This is a genomic window from Siphonobacter curvatus (assembly GCF_002943425.1).
In the GTDB taxonomy this organism is placed as follows: Bacteria; Bacteroidota; Bacteroidia; order Cytophagales; family Spirosomataceae; genus Siphonobacter; species Siphonobacter curvatus.
Genome location: NZ_PTRA01000001.1, coordinates 2822625 through 2848645 on the forward strand (window position 1 = coordinate 2822625; position 26021 = coordinate 2848645).

Below are 26021 nucleotides of genomic sequence, written 5' to 3' on the forward strand. Positions count from 1 at the left end.
GTGACTGACTTATGACCATTATTCAGAGCAACTATTGGGATTTTTTAATAGTCAATGTAATGACTATATCAATCTTTGCCAGATTAAGCTATCCCTTAACTTTGAAGAAAAATAAAGACAACTAAATTTAATTATCGTTTTTTCAATCAAAAGCCACCTATTATATAAATATATAACTTCATTTAAATAAATAAGAAAAATTCCGTAATCTATTTTTAATTTAAATCAATTTTCACCAACTAATTCTTCATTAATAACAACTACTAATTTTACATTAATAAACGAAAAGTAAAATGTTTCATCGGTATATTAAAACTTCCTTATTCTACAATAGTTATACCTCTTACCTGTATTGCGGTTGTTAGTGTTTGAGAACTACACCAACAACCGTGTAACTAATTTAAAAACGATTTAAAAAATCCATGTACAGGGGCACGCTTCTCTCGACCCATTCCACCGAGGTATTATGCTCGATGCCGAAGTAAGCAAAAAACGGCTGATAATCTGCTTTCACGTATTCAAAAGTCAACTCGAATGGACGGGTTAGCTCTTCTAGTGTATATTTGTATCGCTCTCCCGGAGCGAATTCGTGCTCGTCACCCCCTAAGGAGATGGCTAGTGCCATTTTCTTACCTGAAACTTTGAACCCGCTTTTACTCCCATAAGCCCAGCCATGCGTCAAAACTTCGTCCAGCCATTTTTTGAAAAGTGGAGGAGAATTAAACCAGTAATAGGGAAACTGAAATATAATTTTATCGTACTTCTCCAGCATTTTCTGTTCGGCCTCAACATCAATTTTCTCATCCGGATAGCTTTCATATAACGAATGAACTACGTATTGTTCAGGAAATTTATTTAGCTCTTCAATCCATCGCTTATTGACAACTGAATGTTTAAGATCCGGATGAATAACGATCACTAGTGTTTTCATGAAAACTTTATTTTAAAATACCCTTGCAAAGTAAAGAGTAACTTATTTAAGTCTGTACATCAACGCCCCATTGTGAGACACTATAAAAAATGTAAGTAATGACCAAGGTTAAAGCAGCTTCAACCAATTTTGCGAATAAAACCGCTTTAGCAGAGGAATGCCCGGAGGTGTATGCCGCCAACATTATTGGCGGACAATGGGCACTGGTCATCTGTTCCTGGCTAATCAATGGTAAGCTGAGATTTAGCGAGCTCAAAAAACGGTTGCCCAACATCAGCGAACGAATGCTGACGCTACAACTACGAAAATTAGAGGAAGATCAAATGGTCACCCGAACCGTCTACGCCGAAGTACCACCACGCGTGGAATATGAGCTGACGCCCATTGGCTACGAATTGAAGCCCATCATTCAGCAACTCGAAAAATGGGGAGAGAAACACAAGCAACTAAAGGATGCTACGGACCCTTTCTGACGCATGCATGCGGCAGTCGCCATTTCTGCCGATCCTGGTCACGCTCCGCTAAGCGACTGCGACGAAGCAAAGGAAATTCCTTTTACTGCGGAAATGATTCGTTTCCTGTAGTAGCCCGTTCTTTTTCGTTTCCAGCCACCCACTCGTAATCCAGATCACTTAGCCTAGTATTCCTTTTTAAACAAAAAGTAGTAGGCCCCGTTTATTTAGTAGCTATATATGACGTTTTCACACAAAGGACACACTAATGGACATTAAACAAATTTTTACCAACAACCAGGACTGGGTTCAAAAGAAGCTAGATATAGACCCATCCTATTTCAATGACCTATCGAAGGGACAAACGCCGGACATTCTTTACATTGGTTGTTCAGATAGCCGCGTATCCGCCGAAGAACTGATGGGTTTATCTCCGGGTGATGTCTTTGTGCTCCGGAACATCGCCAATATGGTTCCCAATACAGATTTAGGCGTAATGTCGGTCATTAACTATGCGGTGGATCATCTCAAAGTCAACCATATTGTCGTTTGCGGTCACTACTATTGCGGTGGGGTGCAGGCAGCTATGAAATCCGCTGATTTGGGGATTTTGAACCCATGGTTAAGAAATATTCGTGATGTATACCGGACTCATAAAGATGAGCTCAACCAGATTGAAGACGAAGAAGCACGGTATAAGCGACTGGTAGAATTGAACGTAGAAGAACAATGCATCAATGTTCTGAAAACGGCCGAAGTACAGAGAGCCCGCCGGGATCGGGATCTTACGGTTCATGGCTGGGTCTTTGACGTACACTCGGGTAAACTGATCGATTTGGAAATCGATTTTATCAAGTTACTGGAAAATATCCGGGAGATCTATCATCTCGACTAAGGTAGATTGGATTGCCTACCTTCATAGCAACATCCCTCAAACAGCTCCATCATGATGGGGCTGTTTTTGGATTCAGGTCCTTACCAAACAAAAGCCCCGGCATCAACCGGGGCTTTGTTTATAAATCTACATGGCAGTTAATCCACTCGCCATCGAGCTTAGCTCCGAATTTCTTGTAGAATTCAATGGAAGGTTCGTTCCAGTCCAGCACCTGCCACATCAGGCCCGAGCACTGAGTTTGCCGGGCTTCTTCCACGGTGGCTTCGAGCAATCGCTTGCCTAAACCGTATCCGCGATACGCTTCTTTGATGATCAGATCTTCGAGGTACAGGCGTTTGCCTTTCCAGGTCGAATAACGGTAGTAGTATAGTGACATGCCTACCACTTCACCATTTACTTCCGCTACAATGGTACCGTATAAGGGCTGTTCGCCAAAGCCGTCTTTCAGTAACTGCTCGGGTGTATTTTTGACTTCATGTAAAGCTTTTTCGTACTCGGCCAGCTCTACAATTAATTGATAAATGGAGGGTACATCTGCGGGCGTCGCCCGGCGAATAATCGTACTCATGGGAAGCGTTTAGGGTTTGCAGTTATTCAATAGGCGTCGTCTTGAGTTTTCAGGTTTGATGGAGTTTTAGTTTTCAGTGTATTCGATGCCAAATGTTGCGTCAGATGGTGCCTGAACACACTTACAAGTCACTGAAAGCTAAAACCGCTAAACTGAAAACTTAGAACCCTACCCCTGACTGTAGGCTTCCCATTTTTCCATGACGGCCACGATGTCCGGGGCCAGGTCGGAGTCAAATTGGAGCCATTCTTTAGTTTTGGGATGTTCAAAACCGATAGACTTGGCGTGCAAGGCCTGCCGGGAGCATAACGCGAAACAGTTTTCGACAAACTGCCGGTATCGGGTAAAGATAGTGCCTTTCACGATCCGGTCACCGCCGTACATGGCATCGTTGAACAGCGGATGGCCCAAATGCCGCATGTGAGCCCGAATCTGGTGCGTACGACCGGTTTCCAGATTGCATTGAACCAAACTCACGTACTTTAGGCGTTTCAGAACTTTGTAGTGGGTAACGGCAGGTTTTCCGTAATCCCCATCGGGATACACATCCATCACTTTCCGATCCTTGGAACTCCGACCGATATGACCGCGTATTGTACCCGTGTCCTCTTTCGGTTCGCCCCAAACCAACGCGTAATAGGTTCGTTCGATGGTGTGTTCGAAAAACTGTCGGGCGAGGTGACTCATGGCGTAATCGTTTTTGGCAACGACCATCAACCCCGAAGTATCTTTATCAATGCGGTGTACCAAGCCCGGACGAATCTCACCGTTTCGTCCCGTGGGCAGGTGTTGAAAGTGGTAAATAAGAGCATTCACCAAGGTGCCATCCCAGTTTCCGTACGCTGGATGAACGACCATACCCGCGGGTTTGTAAAGGACCAGTATATCGTCATCTTCGTAACGAATATCCAGCGGAATATCCTGCGGAATCAGTTCGTTTTCAGCCCGTGGAGGCTTGGGTAAGGAAATGACAATCTCATCCAGCGGTTTAACTTTATAGCTGGGTTTGATTGGCTTGCCATTTATTTTGACACCTTCCGCTTCAATACCCGCCTGAATTTTAGTACGGGTGGCATTCGGAATTTTCTCCGTCAGAAACTGATCAATACGGGTCAATTTCTGGCCCGCATCCACCAGGATCCGGTGGTGTTCGTATAATTCGTCTTCTAATTCTTCGGGTTCAGTACTCATACCCCATCAAGTCTTTGGTAAAACAAACCCCCGCCTTTGGAAAGGCAGGGGTTTTTGATCTTTGTATCAGAAAAGAGCGTTAGTAATGCTCCTTACAATACGGTAAAAGGTCACTTTTATGATTCGTATTCCGTCGCTATTTCTACAGATTATCCTACGCTTCCTTCCAGGCTAATTTCGAGCAGTTTCTGAGCCTCTACCGCAAATTCCATGGGCAGTTGGTTCAATACTTCCTTGGCGTATCCGTTTACAATCAGAGCAACGGCGGCTTCGGAAGGAATACCACGTTGATTACAGTAAAACAACTGATCTTCTCCAATTTTAGAAGTAGTAGCTTCGTGCTCCACGGTCGCCGTGCTATTCTTCACTTCGATATACGGGAATGTGTGAGCTCCGCATTTATCACCCAGCAGTAACGAGTCACACTGGGAGAAGTTACGAGCATTTTCGGCCCGCTTCATGACTTCCACTAAGCCCCGGTAGGAGTTTTGCGAGCGGCCAGCCGAAATTCCCTTCGAAACGATCCGTGATTTCGTATTCTTTCCGATGTGAATCATTTTGGTACCCGTATCCGCCTGCTGGAAATTATTCGTAACCGCTACGGAATAGAATTCACCAATGGAGTTATCCCCTTTCAGGATAACCGAGGGGTATTTCCAGGTTACAGCCGAGCCCGTTTCCACCTGCGTCCAGGAGATTTTGGCGTTCGCACCATCGCAGATACCGCGTTTGGTTACGAAGTTATAAATCCCTCCTTTTCCTTCTTTATCGCCGGGGTACCAGTTCTGTACGGTTGAATATTTGATCTCTGCGTTTTCAGCAGCGACCAGCTCTACGACAGCCGCGTGCAGCTGATTTTCGTCCCGCATCGGAGCCGTACATCCTTCCAGGTAACTAACGTAGCTACCTTCATCGGCTACGATCAGCGTCCGCTCGAACTGACCCGTACCTGCCGCGTTAATCCGGAAATACGTGGACAATTCCATCGGGCAACGTACACCTTTGGGAATGTAACAGAATGAACCATCAGAGAACACAGCAGCGTTCAGGGCCGCAAAGAAGTTATCTTTCGCGGGTACTACAGAACCCAGGTATTTCTTGACCAGCTCGGGATGCTCATGAATGGCTTCCGTCATGGAACAGAAAATGATCCCGCGTTCGGCCAGATCTTTCTTAAACGTCGTGGCAATAGAAACCGAATCAATAACGGCATCTACGGCTACACCCGAAAGACGCTCTACTCCAGCGATCCGCTCCTGTTCTTTCAGAGAAATACCCAGGCGTTCGAAGGTACGGCGTAATTCCGGATCAATATCATCCAGCGACTCCACCGTTTTCTTCTGCTTGGGAGCCGAGTAATATTTAATGCTTTGATAATCTACTTTCTGGTAATCGACATTAGCCCAGTTAGGCTCTTTCATTTCCAACCACAGGCGGTAGGCCTTCAACCGCCATTCCAGCATCCACTCGGGTTCATTCTTTTTTGCCGAAATAAATCGTACAATATCTTCGCTAAGCCCAACCGGAGCTTCATCGGCTTCGATCAGGGTTTCAAACCCGTATTTATATTCGGAACTGGTGATTTCTTCTAGGATATCTGCTTCCTTCGCCATGTTTGCTTGTCAGAGATTTATGCAAAAATATAACAAAACCCGCGGTAGAACGTTCCTCCGGGAGGATAAATTTACCCCTGCACGGGTTCGGCGAAGGGAACGGGCCTTGAAACGCTCTCTTCCAGCGATATAAACGTTTCGGTCCGCTGAATTCCGGCCACTTTCTGAATCTTATCGTGCAGAACTTCCCGCAAGTGTGTCGTATCCCGGCAAACGATTTTGGCGAAAATGGAATAAATCCCCGTCGTGTAATGAATATTGACGACTTCCGGAATCAGGGAAAGCTTTTCGGCAACTTCGGCGTACAGCGAGCTTTTATCCAGGTAAATGCCTAGGAAAGCAGAAATATCCCAGCCCAGTCGGGCATGATCAATCATGAGCGTCGAGCCTTTGACAATGCCCATTTGCTCCATTTTCCGCATACGTACGTGTACAGTGCCACCTGAAACAAAAATTCGCTTCCCGATTTCGGTATAGGGCATAGTGGCATCCTGCATGAGCAGGCCCAGAATCTTCAGGTCTACGTTATCAATCTCGTAATTTCGATCCATCGGTTCAGTAATTTCATTAATAATTAATCAATAATACGATCTAAAAATTAATAATATCGTAAATTTTATAAATTTTTACTACAACTCTTGCAAAACGCTTCCTGATTACCGTACCTTTGTCATGTCAAAAGCGACAAGCTGTTCCACACTGTAGGGTGATGAAATTGGCAGCCATGCCCTCCTGTCTCGGGGGTGAAGAGTTCGGGAAAAAATCAGTATAAAGCCGGGCAAGTCCGACTGGGGTTGACCACCAAATTTTGTGCTGTATCTAACCGCTTCGTGGAGGTTCGAATCCTTCTCCTACAGCTCTTAGTTCCATTTATTCCAATAACATTTCCAGGCATTTTTCTCACGGATCTTTCGTCCGTAAGAATTTTTTGCCTATATTATTCGGAATAGTTAAGAAATGGCAGTAGTTTTATTTGGTTTTTAGTTTGTTGATGAAGTGTAATTCTGACACGCAACCTCGCTGGGGATTGCGTGTTTTTTTTTAATCGAAAAATCTACGGTTTTTGGCTTTTGCCAAACGTTTACCAATGCTTTCCCTTTATTTCGCGTCTTTTATTTTTCCATTGTCCGCTTCATCTGATGATTTCAAATTACGCCGTAGTACTGGGAATTCTGTGTGCCGTATTAGGACTCGTGTTTTATACTTCCACGTTTCCTTCCCTAAAAAAGTTTTACGAACTCGTCCCTCCCGTCTTACTGTGTTACTTTATTCCCGGCCTACTCACGACGGCAGGTGTATTCGCTCCGCAGGTTGTAGGTGATGAATCAGCCATCTATCAGGTGGTTTCGCAGTATTTCCTGCCCGCCACGCTGGTCCTGTTCACGCTTTCCATGGATTTGAAAACGTTGAAACGATTGGGTTTGAAAACCGTAATGGTCTTTTTGGCGGGTATTGTGGGTGTGGTAATTGGCGGCCCCCTTGCGGTCTGGATCGTGAAACAGTTCTCTCCGGCAACCGTGGGTGGTGAAGGAGCGGATGCCGTATGGAAAGGTTTGGCCACGATTGCTGGAAGCTGGACCGGCGGCGGAGCCAATCAGGCGGCTCTGAAGGAAATATTCCGGCCCTCCGAAAAGCTGTTTTCGCAAAGCGTTGCGGTAGACATTATCATCGGTGAATTGTGGATGGCCGTGATGATCTACGGAGCGGGCAAAGCCTTGGCCATTGACCGCCTGTTCAAAGCCGACGCTTCAGCCATCAAAGATGTACAGGTCCAACTCGAAACCTATCAGGCCCAAAACGAACGTATTCCGCAACTGCGGGATTTGCTGATGATTCTGGGCCTTGGTCTAGGGGTCACGGGACTGGCTCACGTGGTAGCGGATACCGTCGTTCCCATTCTGAAACAATACCCCGTTCTGGAACGCTTCAGTCTAACTTCCAAAGTTTTCTGGATCATATCTTTCGCTACCATCACCGGCATCCTATTGTCTTTCACCCCATTACGCCAGCTTGAACACGTAGGAGCGTCGCGGATTGGCAGCGTTTTTCTGTACATACTCATCGCTACCATTGGTCTGAAAATGGACCTTTGGGCTATCGCGGATAATCCGGGCCTGTTTGCCGTGGGTATCATCTGGATTTCCATTCACGGTCTATTCGTTCTAATAGCGGCCCGTTTCCTGAATGCTCCCTTTTTCTTCATGGCGGTGGGGTCGCAGGCGGCCATCGGCGGACCCGCTTCGGCTCCCGTAGTGGCGGCGGCTTTTCACCCTTCCCTGGCTCCGGTAGGTGTATTGCTGGCCATTTTAGGGTACGCCATCGGTACCTACTGTGGATATCTGACGGGATTACTGATGCAATGGGCAGCCTATTAAGGGGTAAGCTGATAAAAGACCAAGCGTAGGTATTAGGCGAAATTTTGTACCTGCTCTAAGGGCTTGCCCTGAAAACAGGCATCTTTTAGGAAAGTGTATTCACTCCTATTTTACTTCCTATGTTTCTTCGTCGTTTGGTACTAAGCATCCTTGGTACGGCACTGGCCCTGGGTACGTTCGCTCAGGAACCCTGGTCCGTGCGGATGGCTAACTCCATGCTCGCCCAAGCTGCTGATTCGTCTACGGTACAGGTTCTCAAATCCAACCACTGGAATTACGAACAGGGGGTACTGCTCAATGCCCTCAACCGGGTCTGGGAACGTACGGGCGATGGCAAATACTTTCACTACATCCAGAAAAGTATCGATGCGTACGTCAACGATCAGGGCGACATTCGCACCTATAAATTCGACGACTACAACATCGATAATATTCCCACGGGGCGGCTTCTGCTAATGCTATACCAGCAAACGGGTAAGGAAAAGTATCTCAAAGCGGCTCAGTTTGTGCATAGTCAGTTGGAAACGCAACCCCGCACCAAAGAAGGGGGTTATTGGCACAAAAAACGCTATCCCAATCAGATGTGGCTGGATGGATTGTACATGGCTGAACCCTTTTCTGCTGAGTACGCCCTGATTTTTAAGGAGCCGAAACACTTCGACGACATTGCCAATCAGTTTATTTGGATGGAAAAGAATTCCCGTGATGAAAAAACGGGATTGCTGTATCACGCCTATGACGAAAGTCGCCAGCAGAAATGGGCGGATCCGAAAACGGGGAAGTCGCCGAACTTTTGGGGACGGGCCATTGGCTGGTACGTGATGGCTCTGGTGGACGTACTGGATTATTTTCCGATGGATCATCCGAAACGTCCGGAACTGGTGGCCATTTACAAGCGACTCATGCCCGCCGTAGTCAAGTATCAGGACCCAGCCAGTGGCTGCTGGTGGCAGGTAACTGACAAAGGCGGCAAGGAAGGAAATTATTTAGAAGCGTCGGCTTCGAGCATGTTTGTGTACGGCTTAGCCAAAGGCGTACGCACGGGCTTGTTGGATGCTTCGTACCTGAAAGCCGCTCAGAAAGGTTATGCGGGTATGCTGAAAGAATTCATTAAAACCGATGATAAGGGACTAGTACACCTCGATAAAACGGTGAGTGTGGGTGGCCTCGGCGGCGATCCGTACCGCGATGGCAGTTACGAATATTACCTGAGCGAAAAGATTCGGCTGGATGATTTGAAAGGCGTTGGTCCCTTCATTTTGGCCAGTATCGAAATGGAAACCATTCCCGAGCTTAGCATAGGTAAGGGCAAAACCGTAGGGCTGGATTACTTCTTCAACAACGAGCGGACCAGCAAAGGGGAGCGTTTTCACTATACCTGGGAAGATTACCGCGACTCGGGTTATTCACTCTGGGGCAGCATTTTCCGGGATTACGGGGCCAAAACGGAATCCGTACCCGAAGCACCAACGGTGGCTTCGCTCAAAAAACTGAACGTCTATATCATCGTTGATCCGGATACGAAAAAGGAAACGCCTCAGCCCAATTACATGACCGAGGCTTACGCCAAAGTGATTGCCGATTGGGTAAAAGGAGGTGGTACGCTGGTACTGCTAGCAAATGACACGTCCAATGCCGAGATCAAAAACTTCAATATTCTGGCGGGTAAGTTTGGCATTCAATTCACCGACAAAAACGTCAACATGGTAAAAAACAACGTGTACGACCAGGGTAAATTTGTGTTTGAGAGCAATCATCCCGTATTCGGCGATACGAAAAAAATCTTCGTGAAAGAGGTCGTTACCCTAACGACGAAAGCCCCGGCCAAACCCGTACTAACCGCCAATGGCGACCAGATTATGGCCGTAGCTGAAGTAGGCAAAGGCCGTGTCTTTGTTCTGGGCGATCCCTGGATTTACAACGAATACCTCAACGGCAAACGCCTGCCGATGGAATTTGAAAACTTCAAAGCAGCGAAAGAGTTGAGTAAGTGGCTGTTGAAGAAATAGTTATTGGTTGATTGTTGTAAGTTGTTGGTGGGTTTGTTGAGTAAAAGGGGTTCGATCGTATGGATCTACTAAGTTAATTAAACTACCAGTCCTTTAGTCCAAGAATCCGGAAGCGGTAGAGCTTTCGGATTCTTTTGGTTTGCACCCTTCCCGGCTTCATCCCTCAAAAAACCTAGTTCAGTCGCATCAATGATATAAATCAAATAGAAACTCAAAAGGCTTTGGTATTTTTGCAGGAAATGATTGAACCCGGCCCGACCGGTTTTTCTGCGTATGACTGTGCCTCTTGATTCTATACGACTACTCCGACAAAGACTGGAGGAAATTCTGACTGAACAACTTCCCGAGAATGGCCGGCAATGGCTGTTTTCCCGCGTAGACCGCTCCAGTACTTCGGCCCTGCTCATGGCTTTTGTAGCCGCTCCCCGTTTCACGGGCAAACAACCCGTATCACTCTCGGCTGAACGTCGGCAAGAACTGGCCGAACTCCGTCCCGGATTCCGGTTACTGGCCTGGCCGCTCGACCGGGTAACGCGGCTTTATCTGTTACTACAGCTGCCTCTGGAGAATCGCGAAGCATTCATTCAAGCGGTCGAAACGCTTTTTGACACGGCGGAAATGAATGAACTGGTCGCCTTGTATGCGTCATTGCCCGTACTGCCCTATCCCGAAGCCTGGCTGTTTCGGGCGACGGAAGCCGTTCGCTCCAATATGGGTCTGGTATTCGAGGCACTGGCCTTGGGAAACCCCTATCCGTCCGAACAATTTCCCGAACCCGCCTGGAACCAGCTGGTTATGAAAACCATTTTTAACGATAAATCCGTGGGTAGTATCGTTGGATTGGTGGAACGGAGCAATCCTAGCCTGGCCCGGATTCTGGTTGATTTTGCTCACGAACGCTGGGCCGCCGGTCGGTACGTACCTGCTCGGGCCTGGCAAATGGTCGTACCCTTTGTCAACGAATCGATGTTGCCCGATCTCCAGCGTTTGTTTACCTCCGACCGAGCAGTAGATCGGCAGGCCGCGGCTCTCCTTTGCAACGAAACTAACTTCGAACCGGCCCGTGCCTTAGGGCGACAATTTCCGATCGAACATGCGGAGCAACTGCGTTGGGAAAACGTAGATACACAACTGGCTTAATGGCTTTTACTGTTTTATAATCGATTCTTCGGAATTGTACTGCTTATGTGTCAGCACGAATTAAACCCCTCCCATTTCGAGGAAAATAAAGAAGAAATTACCCACAGCAATTTGCAGTGGAATCAGTACCGCGAGTCGATTCAGGGCATGAAGTTCTTCGACCCGCACGTACACATGACCTCGCGTACTACCGACGACTATCAGGCCATGGCCGACGCCGGAATCGTGGCACTGATTGAACCCGCCTTCTGGCTTGGGCAACCGCGTACGGGCGTAGCCTCGTTCAAGGATTATTTCAGTAGTCTGGTAGGTTGGGAACGCTTTCGTTCTTCGCAATTTGGCATCAAACATTATTGCACGATTGGTCTAAATTCCCGCGAAGCCAATAACGAAGCTCTGGCCGAGCAGGTGATGGAAGTTTTGCCTTTGTTCATTTACAAGGAAGGCGTGGTCGGCGTAGGCGAAATTGGTTTTGACGATCAGACGCCCGCTGAAGAAAAGTACTACCGCCTCCAGCTCGAACTAGCGAAGGAAGCCAATCTTCCGGTACAGATCCATACACCGCACCGGGATAAAAAGCAGGGCACTGAACGCAGTATGGCCATTGCTCTCGAACACGGGCTGGATCCCGGCATGGTCATCATTGATCATAACAATGAGGAAACGGTAAAAAGTGTACTCGATCAGGGGTTCTGGGCAGCCTTTACCATTTATCCGTTTACAAAAATGGGCAATGAACGTATGGTTGAGGTAGTACGGCAATACGGTCCCGAGCGGATTATGGTCAATTCGGCCGCCGACTGGGGTATTTCCGATCCGCTGGCCGTTCCTAAGACGGCCGCGTTGATGAAAATGAAAGGTATTTCAGACGAAGCCATTCGCCTCGTGACGTACCAGAATGCACTGGATGCTTTCGGCAAAAGCGGTCAGATTTTTGAAGAAGAATTCGGAGGCGAGATCGATCAAAGTCAGAAATTCAACGGCAATACGATCCTGCGCGGTGGACAGCAACCGCGGATTGACAAAGACTCGCTGTTTATTAACTAGGGGTCTTAAGTTGTTGGTTGGTAGTTGTTAGTAGGCTTTCATCAGAATAGCTTTTCGAAAAGCTTATTAGATTGTTTGTTATTTGAGGTACGTAAGACAAAACTAAACGCCTTTCCTAGGTATTCCTTGCCAGACGTTTCTTTCTGCATTGAATACTGGGGAAAGGAGTTTCAGATTTTGTCATCTATTCTATTTATGTATCAACAACTCATAGCAATCAACCAACAACTATTTTCAAACCTTAAACTAAAGTTAAACTTCAAACCTCAAGCCGTTTATTTGTCAACCTTGTTGATTAAATTGCTAGCCTTTTCGGTTTGACCGTTTCGCATTTCATTCGATAATCCTATTCATAGCCTACTAAAGTCTTGACCATTAAGCCCTACCTCCAGTTGATGCGGCCCGCCAACATTGTTACGTCCATTGCGGATGTATGGGCGGGGGCCGCCATCGCCGGGGTACTTTCGACTGTATTCGACTGGCAACCTTTTCTTGCCCTGAGTGTTGCCACGATTGGTCTGTACGGCGGTGGCGTCGTTTTCAATGATGTATTCGACGCCCAACTCGATGCCGTCGAGCGTCCCGAGCGACCCATTCCCAGTGGACAAGTACCCGTCGAAGCTGCCATTTTTCAGGGTACACTTTTGCATTTACTGGGCATCGCTGCGGCCAGTCTGTGCAGTACCGAAAGCGGTATTCTGGCGGCGGCCATTGCCGTACTTACCCTGAGTTACAATCGCTTCGCCAAACACGACTCTATCCTTGGTCCCCTCAACATGGGCTTATGCCGGGGCTTAAATCTCCTGTTAGGGATTAGCATCATTCCCGATGCCATGTTTGAATGGTATGGGCTTGGATTTCTTCCCATTATTTTCATTGCAGCCGTTACCATGATCAGCCGGGGCGAAGTGCACGGCGGTCATTCGCGGACCATGTTATTCGCGGGAATTTTATTTGCCGTGGTAGAACTGGCTCAACTATACATCGGTTATAGCCAGGGACATGTACTGGAAACCGTACCGCTGGTTTTGTTACACGCCGTCATGGTATTCAGACCTCTCCTTCGAGCGTATCAGAATCCCATTGGGCCCAATATTGGCAAGGCCGTAAAAGCGGGTGTACTCTCCCTTATTTTAATGAACGCGGCCTGGTGTATGGCTTTCGGAGCCTGGCCCCTGGCCCTTGCTACTTTACTATTGTTACCATTCTCGTTACAACTAGCCAAATGGTTCGCCGTAACATAGCGAGTTGAGAGTTTATAGTTTAGGGTCTAGAGTTGAAAAAAACTCAGAACCCTGGACTCTAAACTCTAAACTCTATAATTTAAACTCAGTCCATGGAAACCATTCAGCAGCGATTTGCAGTCACCTTTTCGTATCCGGTGATCTTCACGCAGCAGTTATTTGATCCCCAGAATCCAAAACTTCGGGATTTCCTCAGTCAATACGGCGAACGTGATTTTCGCAAAAAGATATTCTTCTGTATCGATTCGGGTGTCCTAGCGGCTCATCCGACCTTACAAAGCCAGATTACGCACTATTTCGAATCCGTACCCACACTTTCACTGGTTCCCGAGTGGCTGGTTATTCCCGGCGGTGAAGCGGCAAAAAACGCTCCGGCTCTATTTGATCAGATCGTCGAGGCCGTCGATCAGTACGGCATTGACCGGCACTCGTTCGTAGCAGCCATTGGAGGCGGTGCCGTACTCGATTTGGTGGGTTACGCTGCCGCCGTATCGCACCGGGGCGTCAAACACATCCGGATTCCAACGACCGTCTTATCCCAGAACGATTCGGGAGTTGGCGTGAAAAACGGTATTAATTACCGGGGTAAGAAGAACTTTCTGGGCACCTTCGCTCCGCCCGTAGCCGTCTTCAACGATACGGCTTTTCTGCGTACGCTCGACGACCGCGACTGGCGTTCCGGTATTTCCGAAGCAATTAAGGTAGCTCTCATCAAGGATAAAGTCTTTTTCGAATGGCTTGAAGCGAATGCCAAAGCACTGGCTCAACGCGACGAAGCGGCCATGCAATACCTCATTCACCGTTGTGCTGAACTGCACATGCAGCATATCAGCGGTGGCGATCCCTTCGAGAGTGGTTCCGCCCGCCCCCTAGATTTTGGGCATTGGGCGGCTCACAAGCTGGAATACCTGACCCATTTTGAAGTTCGTCACGGGGAAGCTGTAGCCATTGGCATAGCTTTGGATACCTATTACTCGCAATTGACGGGTCGTCTGTCCGAAACCGATACGCAACGCGTCATTCAGGTATTGCACGAACTGGGTTTCAAGCTATATCATCCCGCTCTGGCGGAACAGGATTCCGTCCATCTTATCAACGGATTACGGGAATTTCAGGAACACCTGGGCGGTCGCCTGACGATCACTCTACTCGATGCCATCGGCGTAGGCGTGGAGGTTCACGAAATGGATACTGTACTTATTCAGAAAGCCGTCGTGGTTTTACAGGGGGAAACGGTGTAAATTAGGGTTTGCAAGTAGTGTGCCGTTTGAGAAGGTTTGATTGGTTTCAGGTTTGACGATTGTTTTACTTTTGAATCAACCATTCCCCTTCATCAATCACAAAACCCCGGAGGGGTTCCCTCTCATTAGCCAGGGGTGAAACCCCTGGTACCCCGGAACCCGGTACCTTTGCACCCCGACACTCTACCCAGTTCGAACCTCAAACCCAAAAAGATAAGCTATGAAAACTTCCCTGGGTCATCTGACGTACTGTAGCAATATTCACCCCGGCGAACGCTGGGACGATCATTTCTCGGCTCTGCAAACCAGTATTCCACTCATTCGCCAGGCCGTTGCTCCGGACAAAGCATTTGGTATGGGCTTACGCGTGGCGGGTCTAGCCAGCAAGGATTTACTGCTGGAAAGTAACCTGAAGCCCTTTCAGGAGTGGCTGACCGAGCAGAATGCCTACGTATTTACCATGAATGGCTTTCCCTACGGAGGCTTTCACGATACGCGGGTCAAAGAAGATGTTCACGCTCCCGACTGGATTCAACCCGAACGACGGGATTACACCATCCGGCTTTTCCAGATTCTCTCGCAGCTGTTGCCCGCGGGGATGCGGGGTGGTATCTCCACCTCGCCCCTCACCTATCGCCACTGGTGGCCAACGGAGCTGACACGAACCGAAGCCTTTCAGCAGGCTACGCACCATATGCTTGAAGTGGTGGTTGAACTGGTCCGCATCAATCAAACGACCGGGCAGGTGCTTCACCTCGACATTGAACCCGAGCCCGATGGCTTACTAGAAAATTCAGCGGAATTTATCGAATGGTTCAACGACCAGCTCATTTTTGAAGGCGTACCCTATCTCGTACAAAAAGCCGGATTGAGTGAAGCCGAAGCCGAAGCCGCCCTGCGAACGCATATTCAGGTATGTTACGACGTTTGCCATTTTGCGGTGGAATTCGAAAATCCCGACGAAGCCCTCAATCGTTTTGAAGCCGAAGGTATTGGCATTGGAAAAATCCAGATCAGTTCCGCTCTGAAAGTTGATTTTGAAAATTACGTTTCGGAGAAAATGGAGCTATTGAGTCGGTTCGACGAGCCGACGTACCTGCATCAGGTGGTAGCCCAGCACCAGGGAACGCTCTTAAAATACCCCGACCTCAACGAGGCTCTGTGGGACGGTACGCCCACGGGCGAATGGCGGATTCACTACCACGTTCCGCTGTTTGTGGAGCAGTACGGCCTGCTGAATTCCACCCGCGACGACATTGTGCGGGTACTGAATCGGCAGCAACGCAAGCCCTTTACCGAACATCTGGAAGTAGAAACGTATACCTGGGGGGTTCTGCCACCCGAATCGCAGTTGCCCATCGAAGAGTCGATCATCCGGGAACTGAAATGGACGCTCGCCCAGGTGGAAGGTAATGTACGTAATCTGAATTAAGCGGATTCCTGTTTCAAGAAAATCATGCAAAAAACCGTCGTAATTGATGTCGTAGGGCTTAGTCAGAGTGTGATTGGCGAGTATACGCCATTTCTGAGTAACTACCTCAAGACGAGAAACATACAAACCATTACCCCCGTACTACCTGCCGTTACGACGACTTCGCAAAGCGTGTACGTAACGGGAAAATGGCCGAGTGAAAATGGTATCGTTGCCAACGGCTGGTATGACCGCGAAGACGCCGAAGTAAAGTTTTGGAAGCAGTCCAATCACCTGGTGAAAGGCGAGAAAATTTGGGAAGCCGCCCGTAAAGTGGATCCTTCGTTTACGGTTTCCAAGATGTTCTGGTGGTACAACATGTATTCCTCGGCGGACTGGTCTGTAACGCCCCGGCCCCAGTACCACGCCGATGGCGTGAAGGCTCCCGACTGTTATAGTTACCCACCCGAACTACGGGATCAGTTACAGGCCAAGCTCGGTCAGTTTCCGCTGTTTAGTTTCTGGGGACCAAACGCCAATATCAAATCCACGCAATGGATTGCCGATGCCTCGTTATTCGTAGACGAGCAGCACAATCCTACGTTAACGCTGATTTACCTGCCGCACCTGGATTACTGTTTACAGAAATACGGCGTCGATTTCTCAAAAATTCAGAACGAATTAGGCGAGATCGACCGCGTACTGGAACAGCTCATCACCCATTACCAGAAGAAAAACGCCCGCATCATTCTGCTTTCGGAATACGGCATCAATGATGTAAATCGGCCCGTCCACCTCAATCGTGTTTTACGGGAAGCGGGTTTGATTTCCGTTCGCCAGGAACGCTGGTATGAATTGCTGGATGCCGGAGTGTCTGAAGCCTTTGCGGCCTGCGATCACCAGATTGCTCACGTGTACGTGAAAGACAAATCCCGGATTCCCTTCGTGAAACAGCTACTGGAAAAAGTACCGGGCGTGAAATGGGTACTCGATGAGGCGGGCAAACGCGAACACCACATTGACCACGACCGGGCGGGTGATCTGGTCGTGATGGCCGAAACCGATAGCTGGTTTACCTATTATTACTGGTTCGACGATAAAAAAGCCCCGGATTATGCTCATTTGGTGGACATTCACCGTAAACCCGGTTATGACCCGGTGGAGATGTTCATGGACCCGGCTAATCCACTCATTAAACTCCGGGCGGGCTACAAGCTGGCTCGTAAACTCATGGGCTTCCGGTATTTGATGGATGTTATTCCGCTGGATGCTACGCTGGTGAAAGGATCACATGGAGCCGTACTGGCTCCTCAGGAGTTTCATCCGGTCCTTATTACGGATCAGCCCAGCGGCAAAGATCAGCTCGTGGCTACGGATGTGTACGATGTTATCTGGCAACATTTGAACAACTAAAAGACTTTTATTTACGCTTTAGGAGTACCCCGGACCCATATTCCGGGGTACTTTTTTTGTGCGTTTAACTTAGAAGTCTAGCATAACTGGATAACTTTCTATAAAAAAATTACAAATAAACATTTCAAAAATCATAAAATTATTTCTATCCTTGTATCTACTAAGCTGATCCTCAACTCTTACCCTTCGAGTTATGGCACAAATCAAAGCATACCTTACGTTTGGTGGAAACTGTCTGGAAGCCATGAACTTTTACCAGCAATGTTTCGGCGGTGATTTCGACTGTATGACGTACGAAAACTCACCCATGCAGATTCCAGACGAGGCAAAATCGAAGATCATGCACTCCCGACTGGTGAGCGATACGCTGGAACTGATGGCCGCCGACGACGTTCAGCATAAATCGGTCCGCTGTGGTAATATGGTTACATTGAACGTTAACTGTAACTCAAAAGATGAAATCAAACGCATTTTCAAAGTTCTAGCCCAGGGCGGTCGGGTAACCATGCCCTTACAGGATACCTTCTGGGGTGCGAAGTTTGGCATGCTCACCGATAAGTACGGCATCAAATGGATGCTCAATTGTGATTAAGGGTTCATCTTCAACCTACGTTTCCAGCGATCAAGGCTCTTGATCGCTTTTTTTGTAATTCATTTACAATTAGACAAATTATTTATTCAAAAACAATCAAACAATGCACATATCAAGTCATTTTCGTATACATTTGAATACAAAACACATTCAAACGTATGGAGGATTACTTGAAAGGCCGCGGTGCTCAGCTCAATACAGCCAACCGTTTTCTGAAGCAACGCTACGAGGAAGAGCCCAGCGAAGTGCTGCAACCATCTCCGCAAACGCAGTTTATTCCAGAGACGCCTAAGAAAATCATCAGTACGTTCAACAGCCCGGATTTACCCATGGGCAAATCCATCAACCCTTACCAGGGCTGCGAACACGGTTGCATTTACTGTTACGCCCGCAATTCGCACGAGTATTGGGGCTACTCGGCGGGACTGGATTTTGAAACGAAGATTATGGTGAAGCGGAACGCCGCCCCTTTGCTGGAAGAGCAGTTTCGAAAAGCGGCGTGGGTGCCCATGCCCATCGAACTTTCGGGTAATACGGACTGCTACCAACCCGCCGAACGCAAATTTGAGCTGACGCGAAGTCTACTTAAGGTCTTTGCCAAATACCGTAATCCCGTGAGCATGATTACCAAAAATGCTCTGATCTTACGTGATCTGGATGTACTCTCCGAACTGGCCGCTCACCGACTCGTCCACGTTTACATTTCGATTACTACGCTTAATGAAGAGTTACGGCAGGCCATGGAGCCGCGTACGGTTACGGCTCAAAAACGACTACAGGTTATTGAACGACTGACGGCGGCGGGCGTACCCGTGGGCGTCATGACCGCTCCCATCATTCCGGGCCTCAACGATCATGAAATTCCGAAGCTGATTGAATCGGCCGCAAACGCCGGAGCCCTTACGGCGGCCCTGACCGTCGTTCGGCTGAACGGAGCGATTGGTGAATTATTTGAGGACTGGATTCGGAAGACCTTCCCCGACCGGGCCGATAAAGTCCTGAATCAGATTCGGGATTGTCACGGCGGGCAACTCAACGACAGTCGCTGGAACGTACGCATGATGGGCCAGGGTAAAATAGCCGAGCACATTCATCAACTCCACCGCATTTCGCGGCAACGGTACATGCCCAACCGTCAGATGCCTGCCTACGACTTAACGCAGTTTCGGCGGGAAGGTATGCAGATGAAGTTGTTTTAATTACTAGCGGGTTGGGGCATAAAAAAGGCTACAAAACGGGTGTTTTGCAGCCTTTCGAACGTAATACCGAAATTTTGTTATCTAGGCTTTACATTAAATAGAAGGTAAGAGCCGTCGGGTAAAACTACGCCTTTCGCACCGGCCCGAACAATAATCTCTTTGTCGAGTGCAGTCGGATTTTTAACATTGATAACGTATTTAAAAGTCGCCGAGTTATTATCTACGGCTTCTACATTATAGGTTAAAGTTCCACCTCCACCAGCTGATACCATTGTGATCGTTTTATTATCAGCACTCAAGGTCCAGGTACCCGTTGTTACGGAATTGGTATTGTCGATTTCGGACCGTTCAAATGTTCCGTCTGCTTTGAAAGTGACATAAAACTTTGAAAAATCTACGATGTCAGGAAGATTGTCCGTACGATTTCTTTTATAAACAGACAAATTAACCGGAGCGGCTACGCCTTTTACTTCATCCGCTTGCCATGACTTCTGTAGAGCTACTTTCGTACCGTTTGATCCACCATTATCCGTGTTATCGTCGTCCTTTTTGCAACCAAAGATGAAGGCGGCTGATAAAGCCAGTAACATTAAGCTTTTTTTCATGAGATTGTTTGTGTTCGGAAGTGGTTCCGTTTCTGGCGGATAAAACGATGGACTTCCTGGGTTTGTTTACAATGCGTTAATGGAGCTAAAAAACAGTACAAGAATGCGAGGGCAAACGCAGCAAACCGCCACGAATATACTTTAACTTCTGATGTTCAGGGGCGTATCGCTCCTAAATATCTTTGTTTAGTGAGCTTCCAGCCAGTTTTGCCCAACACCCATGCCTGTTTCCATTTTTACCGACAAGGGCAAGGCATGCACCATCAGCTCATTTACGTGCTCCCGCAGATAGTCGAGTTCGCTCTTATGAACGTCGAAAACCAATTCATCGTGTACGGTAAGGATCATTCGGGACTTTAATTTTTCCCGCCGAATAAAATCCTGCACTTTCACCATGGCGATTTTCATGATGTCCGCCGCCGTTCCCTGAATCGGAGCGTTGATGGCGTTTCGTTCGGCGTAACCCCGGTCAGTCTGGTTGCCTGAGTTGATATTCGGCAGGTACCGCCGACGGCCCAGAATAGTTTCAGCGTAGCCCGTCTCGCGTACCTTGGCCATGCTTTCATCCATGTATTCCTTTACCGCCGGAAATTCCCGGAAATAGTTATCAATCAATTCTTTGGCTTCGGTCCGGGATACTTCTACCTGTTGAGAAAGACCGAAGGCCGAAACGCCGTAGATGATCCCGAAATTGACCGTTTTTGCCTTACGTCGCATGTCGGCGGTGACTTCTTCTAACGGTACGTGGAAAACCTTGCTCGCCGTTGCCCGGTGTACGTCCAGCCCCTGATTAAAGGCTTCCGTCATACTGGCATCGCCCGAAAACGCCGCCATGATGCGTAATTCAATCTGCGAATAATCGGCGGACAAAATCACGTGATCCTCATCACGGGCAATGAAGGCCTTGCGAATTTCCCGGCCGCGTGGCGTACGAATCGGAATGTTCTGCAAGTTTGGATTTGTGGACGACAGACGTCCCGTAGCCGTTACCGCTTGGTTGAAACTGGTGTGCAAACGTCCCGTACGGGGAGAAAGCAAGGCGGGCAATGCATCCACGTAGGTGGATTTTAGTTTCTGTAATTCCCGGAAATCCAGAATCTTTCGTACGATTTCGTGCTTTGATTCCAGTCCCAGCAACACGTCCTCGCCCGTCATGTACTGACCGGTTTTGGTCTTCTTTGCTTTGGGATCGAGGTGCAGTTTTTCGAACAGAATTTCACCCAGCTGCTTCGGTGAAGCGATATTGAATTCCTGTCCGGCCAGTTCCCAAGCCCGCTGCTGCGTATCCCGCAAATCCACGTCAAGTTGCTGGGAAAGCTCTTTCAGAAAACCGACGTCGAGTCGTACGCCTTCGGCTTCCACTTCAGCCAGTACGCGGGCCAGCGGCATTTCAACCGTTTCAAAGAGCGAAACTAGCTTCGGATTTTGCTGGAGAACGGGGTTGAGTACCTCCTTGAGCTGCAGGGTAATATCGGCATCCTCAGCGGCGTACTCCTTGATTTTCTCCATATCCACATCCCGCATATTTCCCTGATTCTTGCCTTTCTTACCGATCAGTTCTTCAATGGCTACGGGCGTGTAATTCAGATACGTCTCAGCCAGAATATCCATGTTATGCCGTTTTTCGGGCTCAATCAGGTAATGGGCCAACATGGTATCGTAGAGTTTTCCTTTGACTTCCACGCCGTAGTTGGCCAGAACCGTCAGATCGTATTTGATGTTCTGAGCGATTTTTTCGACGGCTTCATTTTCGAATACGGAACGAAAATCTTCCAGAATGACGAGAGCCGCCTCCCGGTTGTCCGGAACGGGCACGTAGAAAGCTTCGCCCACGCGGTACGAAAAAGACATTCCGATCAAATCCGCTTCAATGGCCGACAAAGCGGTTGTTTCGGTATCGAAACAAATGGCATCCTGCAGATTGAGGTAATGGGCCAGTGATTTCCGTAATTCCGGGGTATCGATTAACTGATAATCGTGAACCGTATCATGCACCGTCCGGCGAACCGTAGTGGTTTCCCACTGCCCCGCTACTTCCGACGTCGCTATGGCGGCTACTGGAGCGGCTCCGAACAAATCCATCTGAGCCGTTGGGGCTTTGGATTTGGCCGTTTTTGGGGTCTCGGCGGGTGCTGGTTCTTCGCCCAGCAAGCGTTTGCGAAGCGTACGGAATTCCAGTTCATCGAGTAAGGCTGACAGCGTTTCGCGGTTGGGCTCGCAGAGTTCCAGAGCTTTTTCATCGAATTCAATCGGCACATTCTGCTCAATCAGGGCCAGTTCTTTGGACAACAGACCCTGCTCGGCAAATGCCCGAACGTTTTCAGCCATTTTGCCCTTCAACTGGTCCACGTTGGCAATCAGGTTTTCGACTGAACCGTATTCAGCGATCAGTTTCACCGCCGTTTTTTCGCCAATACCGGGAATACCCGGAATATTATCGACGGCATCGCCCATCAGTCCTAGCAAATCCACGACCTGATCGACATTACTAATGCCCCAGCGTTCGCAAACCTCTTTGGGACCCATGATCTCCACGTCTTTCCCCATAAAAGCGGGCTTATAGAGCTTCACGTGTTCCTCTACCAGTTGTCCGTAATCCTTGTCGGGGGTCATCATGTACACCTCGTATCCACCCGTTGCGGAAGCCTTTTTGGCCAGCGTACCAATGATGTCGTCGGCTTCGTAGCCTTCCATAATCAGTACTGGAATGCACAGAGCTTCGCACAACCGCTTGACGTACGGAATAGCAATCGTAATATCTTCGGGCTGTTGTTGCCGCTGAGCCTTGTATGCCTCAAAACGGGTATGGCGGAACGTGGGTTTCGCCGTATCAAAAGCCACCCCTAAATGCGAGGGATTTTCTTTGCGTAATACTTCGAGAAGCGTATTTGTAAAGCCAAAAACAGCACTGGTATTCAGTCCGGTAGACGTAATACGGGGCGTTTTGGCAAAAGCGAAGTGAGCCCGGTAAATGAGGGCCATCGCGTCCAGGAGAAATAGTTTTTTCATGCAACCGCTGCGTTTCTTGCCCGCAAGTTAACGCTTCGTGGCAGGCTTTCGTCACTGGTACGATTATTGCGAAAGAGGAATTTTCGTTAGATTGGATGATTGTTTCAGCCTCATCCGTTTACCTACGTTTTGCTCCATGGAAAAACCGTATCAGATCCTAGCCATTTCGGGCAGCCTGCGGGCCGCCTCGACCAATACACAAATTTTAGAGAAAATTTCCCAGTGGGTACCTGATACCGTTTCGTGGCAGATCTACGAAGAGCTGGCTCAAATTCCTCCCTTTGATCCGGATTATACAGAATATCCGGTGGCCGTCGAGCAGTTTCGTACGCACTTGCTGGCGGCAGATGCACTCGTCTTTTGTTCTCCGGAATACGTATTCGGCGTACCGGGAGTTTTGAAAAACCTGCTCGACTGGACCTCGGCGTTCTCTTCCGGCGAATGGCATGAAAAACCTACGGCGGTGATTACGGCTTCGATACTGGGTGAAAAAGCCCACGAATCGTTGCGACTCACTTTAGGCATCTTGGGAGCCCGCATTCTGGAAAATACCAGTTTACTCATTTCGCACGCCCGTACGAAGATGGATAAGCCGGAAACTGAAGCTGATCTGAAAGCCGTATTAAACGCTCTGCTGCAGGAACTCACGGAAAAACCCGTTTTGCAGTAAGTTTTCAATAGCCTATAAAAAGCCCCAACGAATGGCATTCGTTGGGGCTTTTCTATTTTCTTGCTCGTTAGTTCACTTTCTGGATGGGAGGCAGCTTGGACTCGTCGAATTTAATCGCTCCGCAGGACCCGCAACCTTTGGCACAACCGCCGGTTTTTCGCAGGCTGAACTGCTTTCTGAACTGATTCCCCAAGTACGCCAGGGCACCGACGAATAACATTCCGATGACGAGTGTTTCCATGCTTTCTTCTGTCTTTGGGCGTATAACGCTGAAGTCAAACCTTTTTGTTCGGACTAGGCCATACTTTCGCTAATCATGTCAATCAATTCCTGATGAATGCGACCGTTGGAACTGATGATTTCGCCGCCGAAGAGGTAGTTTTCTTCACCTTTGAAATCAGTAACCGTACCACCGGCTTCCTGTACCAGCAAGATTCCTGCGGCAATATCCCAACTATTGATGTTGTATTCAAAATAGCCTTCAAACCAGCCCCGAGCCGTATACGCCAGATCAAGGGCGGCCGAGCCGATTCGCCGGAATCCGTGCGATTCTTTCGTAATCCGCAGAATCATGTTCATGTACGCTTCGGTCTTCTGATTCTGACGACTTGGGAAACCACAGGCCAGCAAACTGCTCTGTACGCGGTCTACTTTGGATACCGACAAGCGTTCTTTGTTCAACCAGGCTCCGCCGTCTTTCCAGGTATAAAACATTTCGTCCCGGAAGGGTTCGTAAATGATACCCGCTACGGGTTTGCCGCCCTGCAACAGGCCAATGCTGGTGCAGAATTGCGGATAGGCATGCAGAAAGTTCGTCGTGCCATCCAGGGGATCGATTACCCAGACAAATTCCTGATCAGTGGCCTGCTCTACCGTACCTTCTTCGGTAATAAAACCCGAACCCGGCAACAACCCTGAAAGTCCTTCCACCAGCCGACTTTCCGTTTCCTTATCGACGTACGAAACCAGATTGAAATTTTCGCCGTATTTGTGCTCGATTTTTGTGGGATCGAAGTGTTTGAGTTCTGCCAGCATAAATTCACCGGCAGCTTTCGCTAATTGGGTTACTTCGAGGGTAATTTTCTCAAAACTCATGCGGTCATTTGGTTTAGCTACAGGAGCCACGCAAGATTAGGCGATTTGCGATTGAGGCGTCCTTTGACAAAGTAACACTTATTCGTACGAACATTTTTGCTGGAAGAAAGCATTTCTTTGCGTCAAATAAGCTTTTATGCAGTCTTTTAGTAAATAGGGCATTATTTTTTTAAGACCTCCTGCATTTGCACGCAGCATTTCACCCCTTCAATGTATGGCTTCTATTTACACCCCCAAACAGCAGCGTTATCTGCTCGTTTTTAGCCTTGTAGTAATTACAGGCTTTATCATCGCCGGTTTACGGCAATACATTACGGCTTTTTTCGGAGCTGGTATTTTATATGTCATTTTTCGTCCCTGGTTTACGACGCTGGTTCATAAAAAGAATTTCAATCGGACACTCGTCACAATCGGCTTACTGCTATTTTCCATCATTGTCATCATCATTCCTTTTCTGGTCCTAAGCTTGCTGCTGATTGGGCGGGTTCGCTATTATAGTCAGAATTACCAGGATATTCTCAAGCTGGTGAAACGGCTGGAAGACATGACGGGCTTTTCCATTACGGACGAAGACAATATCCAGTCTCTCATTCAGCAGGGAGCCAGTTGGGCCAGTCAACAGTTTCCTTCCATCATCGGCGGTACCCTCGACGTGCTGATTATTCTGGGTTTGCTGTTTTTTACTATGTACTACATGTTTCAGCAGGAAGAACAATTTTTGGGCGGACTGCGGCGGTACCTGCCCTTCGATAACGATACGGACGATGAACTGGGCGAAAGTCTCAAGAATATGGTGAACGCCAATATCCTGGGTCAGGGTCTGATTTCTTTGATTCAGGGCGTATTGACGGGACTTACGCTTTGGATTTTCGATATTCCGGACGCGGCGTTCTGGGGTACGGTTTCGTTCTTTCTGAGTTTTATTCCGGTACTCGGTACCCCACTGGTCTGGGGCCCGGCCGGATTGATTGCTCTTTCCCAAGGCAATACGGGTCAGGGCGTGGGTATTCTGCTCGTTGGACTTATCGTTTTGACCAATGTCGATAACGTACTGCGGATTGTACTGGCCAAACGGATGGGCGATGTACACCCCCTGATTACGCTGGCGGGGGTAGTACTCGGCGTTCCGTTATTCGGGATTCTGGGTCTGGTCATTGGTCCGTTACTCATTGCCTATCTGATCGTACTCTTCAAGGTGTTTGAACGCACCAACAAGCAATTGATTAAAGAAGAGAAACAGGAAAATAAAATCATCCAGCAGCAGGCTACGCTTGAACAGCCCGATACGCCCATCATTTCTGATTCCAAACTTTTGTAAATA

General features: G+C 48.3%; 23 protein-coding genes. 14 read left to right on the forward strand and 9 right to left on the reverse strand.

Annotated elements, in window-relative coordinates:
* Positions 1-400 precede the first annotated feature (400 nt).
* Positions 401-931: an NAD(P)H-dependent oxidoreductase gene (locus C5O19_RS11845; protein WP_104712374.1), complete on the reverse strand. Its 531-nt coding sequence runs from the start codon at positions 929-931 to the stop codon at positions 401-403.
* A 98-nt stretch (positions 932-1029) separates the two neighbouring features.
* Here C5O19_RS11845 and C5O19_RS11850 point away from each other — a divergent pair, with 98 nt between their 5' ends.
* Together C5O19_RS11850 and C5O19_RS11855 are read left to right on the forward strand one after the other, a co-directional pair.
* Positions 1030-1404: a winged helix-turn-helix transcriptional regulator gene (locus tag C5O19_RS11850; RefSeq protein WP_104712377.1), complete on the forward strand. Its 375-nt coding sequence runs from the start codon at positions 1030-1032 to the stop codon at positions 1402-1404.
* Positions 1405-1651: 247 nt separating this feature from the next.
* Positions 1652-2278: a carbonic anhydrase gene (locus C5O19_RS11855; protein WP_104712379.1), complete on the forward strand. Its 627-nt coding sequence runs from the start codon at positions 1652-1654 to the stop codon at positions 2276-2278.
* A gap of 118 nt (positions 2279-2396) precedes the next feature.
* On the opposite strand, the gene C5O19_RS11860 is transcribed toward C5O19_RS11855, so the two are convergent.
* The 4 genes from C5O19_RS11860 to C5O19_RS11875 form a co-directional block, all read right to left on the reverse strand.
* Complete coding sequence (locus C5O19_RS11860) at positions 2397-2846, reverse strand: GNAT family N-acetyltransferase (RefSeq protein ID WP_104712382.1); 450 nt, start codon at positions 2844-2846, stop codon at positions 2397-2399.
* Positions 2847-3014: 168 nt separating this feature from the next.
* Positions 3015-4037 carry an RluA family pseudouridine synthase gene (locus tag C5O19_RS11865; protein ID WP_104712385.1) on the reverse strand — a complete coding sequence of 341 codons (1023 nt, stop codon included), beginning with the start codon at positions 4035-4037 and terminating at the stop codon, positions 3015-3017.
* Positions 4038-4186: 149 nt separating this feature from the next.
* Positions 4187-5650, reverse strand: coding sequence for a Fe-S cluster assembly protein SufB (gene sufB, locus C5O19_RS11870; RefSeq protein WP_102201544.1), 1464 nt, complete (start codon positions 5648-5650; stop codon positions 4187-4189).
* A gap of 71 nt (positions 5651-5721) precedes the next feature.
* Positions 5722-6201 carry an Lrp/AsnC ligand binding domain-containing protein gene (locus tag C5O19_RS11875; protein WP_104712387.1) on the reverse strand — a complete coding sequence of 160 codons (480 nt, stop codon included), beginning with the start codon at positions 6199-6201 and terminating at the stop codon, positions 5722-5724.
* A gap of 588 nt (positions 6202-6789) precedes the next feature.
* Here C5O19_RS11875 and C5O19_RS11880 point away from each other — a divergent pair.
* From C5O19_RS11880 to C5O19_RS11925, 10 genes are all read left to right on the forward strand, one after another.
* Positions 6790-8025 (forward strand): DUF819 family protein, encoded by a 1236-nt coding sequence (locus C5O19_RS11880; protein WP_104714068.1) that lies wholly within the window; start codon positions 6790-6792, stop codon positions 8023-8025.
* 119 nt (positions 8026-8144) lie between these two features.
* Entirely contained in the window at positions 8145-10034 is a 1890-nt protein-coding gene (locus tag C5O19_RS11885; protein WP_104712389.1) for a glycoside hydrolase family 88/105 protein, read from the forward strand.
* A 273-nt stretch (positions 10035-10307) separates the two neighbouring features.
* Positions 10308-11174: an EboA domain-containing protein gene (locus tag C5O19_RS11890; protein ID WP_104712391.1), complete on the forward strand. Its 867-nt coding sequence runs from the start codon at positions 10308-10310 to the stop codon at positions 11172-11174.
* Between the two features lie 147 nt (positions 11175-11321).
* The gene (locus C5O19_RS11895; protein WP_369826594.1) at positions 11322-12221 is read left to right on the forward strand and encodes a TatD family hydrolase; all 900 of its coding nucleotides are present in this window, start codon (positions 11322-11324) and stop codon (positions 12219-12221) included.
* Positions 12222-12589: 368 nt separating this feature from the next.
* Positions 12590-13465: a UbiA-like protein EboC gene (eboC, locus tag C5O19_RS11900; RefSeq protein ID WP_243406374.1), complete on the forward strand. Its 876-nt coding sequence runs from the start codon at positions 12590-12592 to the stop codon at positions 13463-13465.
* Between the two features lie 92 nt (positions 13466-13557).
* Positions 13558-14706, forward strand: a complete 1149-nt coding sequence (locus C5O19_RS11905; protein ID WP_104712395.1) for a 3-dehydroquinate synthase — start codon at positions 13558-13560, stop codon at positions 14704-14706.
* A gap of 220 nt (positions 14707-14926) precedes the next feature.
* Positions 14927-16138, forward strand: a complete 1212-nt coding sequence (gene eboE, locus C5O19_RS11910) for a metabolite traffic protein EboE (protein ID WP_104712398.1) — start codon at positions 14927-14929, stop codon at positions 16136-16138.
* 24 nt (positions 16139-16162) lie between these two features.
* Positions 16163-17530, forward strand: coding sequence for an alkaline phosphatase family protein (locus C5O19_RS11915; RefSeq protein ID WP_104712400.1), 1368 nt, complete (start codon positions 16163-16165; stop codon positions 17528-17530).
* 193 nt (positions 17531-17723) lie between these two features.
* A complete protein-coding gene (locus C5O19_RS11920) occupies positions 17724-18122 on the forward strand; it encodes a VOC family protein (protein ID WP_104712403.1) in 399 nt (132 codons plus the stop codon).
* Between the two features lie 158 nt (positions 18123-18280).
* Positions 18281-19321, forward strand: coding sequence for a PA0069 family radical SAM protein (locus C5O19_RS11925; RefSeq protein ID WP_104712405.1), 1041 nt, complete (start codon positions 18281-18283; stop codon positions 19319-19321).
* A 77-nt stretch (positions 19322-19398) separates the two neighbouring features.
* Here C5O19_RS11925 and C5O19_RS11930 read toward each other — a convergent pair whose 3' ends face one another.
* Both C5O19_RS11930 and polA read right to left on the reverse strand, forming a co-directional pair.
* A complete protein-coding gene (locus C5O19_RS11930) occupies positions 19399-19926 on the reverse strand; it encodes a lipocalin family protein (protein WP_104712407.1) in 528 nt (175 codons plus the stop codon).
* Between the two features lie 186 nt (positions 19927-20112).
* Entirely contained in the window at positions 20113-22935 is a 2823-nt protein-coding gene (gene polA, locus C5O19_RS11935; RefSeq protein WP_104712409.1) for a DNA polymerase I, read from the reverse strand.
* A 136-nt stretch (positions 22936-23071) separates the two neighbouring features.
* On the opposite strand from polA, the gene C5O19_RS11940 reads away from it, so the two are divergent.
* Entirely contained in the window at positions 23072-23605 is a 534-nt protein-coding gene (locus C5O19_RS11940) for an NADPH-dependent FMN reductase (RefSeq protein ID WP_104712412.1), read from the forward strand.
* A 67-nt stretch (positions 23606-23672) separates the two neighbouring features.
* Here C5O19_RS11940 and C5O19_RS11945 read toward each other — a convergent pair whose 3' ends face one another.
* Complete coding sequence (locus C5O19_RS11945) at positions 23673-23846, reverse strand: FeoB-associated Cys-rich membrane protein (RefSeq protein ID WP_104712415.1); 174 nt, start codon at positions 23844-23846, stop codon at positions 23673-23675.
* A 53-nt stretch (positions 23847-23899) separates the two neighbouring features.
* Complete coding sequence (locus C5O19_RS11950) at positions 23900-24700, reverse strand: inositol monophosphatase family protein (RefSeq protein WP_104712418.1); 801 nt, start codon at positions 24698-24700, stop codon at positions 23900-23902.
* 214 nt (positions 24701-24914) lie between these two features.
* On the opposite strand from C5O19_RS11950, the gene C5O19_RS11955 reads away from it, so the two are divergent.
* On the forward strand, positions 24915-26018 hold the full coding sequence (locus tag C5O19_RS11955; RefSeq protein WP_104712420.1) for an AI-2E family transporter: 1104 nt from the start codon (positions 24915-24917) through the stop codon (positions 26016-26018).
* Positions 26019-26021 lie beyond the last annotated feature (3 nt).

What these genes read in the sequence shown, in the direction of transcription:
- C5O19_RS11845 (WP_104712374.1), bottom strand. Translation starts at nt 931, where the DNA reads ATGAAAACACTAGTGATCGTTATTCATCCGGATCTTAAACATTCAGTT.
- C5O19_RS11850 (WP_104712377.1), top strand. Translation starts at nt 1,030, where the DNA reads ATGACCAAGGTTAAAGCAGCTTCAACCAATTTTGCGAATAAAACCGCT.
- C5O19_RS11855 (WP_104712379.1), top strand. Translation starts at nt 1,652, where the DNA reads ATGGACATTAAACAAATTTTTACCAACAACCAGGACTGGGTTCAAAAG.
- C5O19_RS11860 (WP_104712382.1), bottom strand. Translation starts at nt 2,846, where the DNA reads ATGAGTACGATTATTCGCCGGGCGACGCCCGCAGATGTACCCTCCATT.
- C5O19_RS11865 (WP_104712385.1), bottom strand. Translation starts at nt 4,037, where the DNA reads ATGAGTACTGAACCCGAAGAATTAGAAGACGAATTATACGAACACCAC.
- sufB (WP_102201544.1), bottom strand. Translation starts at nt 5,650, where the DNA reads ATGGCGAAGGAAGCAGATATCCTAGAAGAAATCACCAGTTCCGAATAT.
- C5O19_RS11875 (WP_104712387.1), bottom strand. Translation starts at nt 6,201, where the DNA reads ATGGATCGAAATTACGAGATTGATAACGTAGACCTGAAGATTCTGGGC.
- C5O19_RS11880 (WP_104714068.1), top strand. Translation starts at nt 6,790, where the DNA reads ATGATTTCAAATTACGCCGTAGTACTGGGAATTCTGTGTGCCGTATTA.
- C5O19_RS11885 (WP_104712389.1), top strand. Translation starts at nt 8,145, where the DNA reads ATGTTTCTTCGTCGTTTGGTACTAAGCATCCTTGGTACGGCACTGGCC.
- C5O19_RS11890 (WP_104712391.1), top strand. Translation starts at nt 10,308, where the DNA reads ATGACTGTGCCTCTTGATTCTATACGACTACTCCGACAAAGACTGGAG.
- C5O19_RS11895 (WP_369826594.1), top strand. Translation starts at nt 11,322, where the DNA reads ATGAAGTTCTTCGACCCGCACGTACACATGACCTCGCGTACTACCGAC.
- C5O19_RS11905 (WP_104712395.1), top strand. Translation starts at nt 13,558, where the DNA reads ATGGAAACCATTCAGCAGCGATTTGCAGTCACCTTTTCGTATCCGGTG.
- eboE (WP_104712398.1), top strand. Translation starts at nt 14,927, where the DNA reads ATGAAAACTTCCCTGGGTCATCTGACGTACTGTAGCAATATTCACCCC.
- C5O19_RS11915 (WP_104712400.1), top strand. Translation starts at nt 16,163, where the DNA reads ATGCAAAAAACCGTCGTAATTGATGTCGTAGGGCTTAGTCAGAGTGTG.
- C5O19_RS11920 (WP_104712403.1), top strand. Translation starts at nt 17,724, where the DNA reads ATGGCACAAATCAAAGCATACCTTACGTTTGGTGGAAACTGTCTGGAA.
- C5O19_RS11925 (WP_104712405.1), top strand. Translation starts at nt 18,281, where the DNA reads ATGGAGGATTACTTGAAAGGCCGCGGTGCTCAGCTCAATACAGCCAAC.
- C5O19_RS11930 (WP_104712407.1), bottom strand. Translation starts at nt 19,926, where the DNA reads ATGAAAAAAAGCTTAATGTTACTGGCTTTATCAGCCGCCTTCATCTTT.
- polA (WP_104712409.1), bottom strand. Translation starts at nt 22,935, where the DNA reads ATGAAAAAACTATTTCTCCTGGACGCGATGGCCCTCATTTACCGGGCT.
- C5O19_RS11940 (WP_104712412.1), top strand. Translation starts at nt 23,072, where the DNA reads ATGGAAAAACCGTATCAGATCCTAGCCATTTCGGGCAGCCTGCGGGCC.
- C5O19_RS11945 (WP_104712415.1), bottom strand. Translation starts at nt 23,846, where the DNA reads ATGGAAACACTCGTCATCGGAATGTTATTCGTCGGTGCCCTGGCGTAC.
- C5O19_RS11950 (WP_104712418.1), bottom strand. Translation starts at nt 24,700, where the DNA reads ATGAGTTTTGAGAAAATTACCCTCGAAGTAACCCAATTAGCGAAAGCT.
- C5O19_RS11955 (WP_104712420.1), top strand. Translation starts at nt 24,915, where the DNA reads ATGGCTTCTATTTACACCCCCAAACAGCAGCGTTATCTGCTCGTTTTT.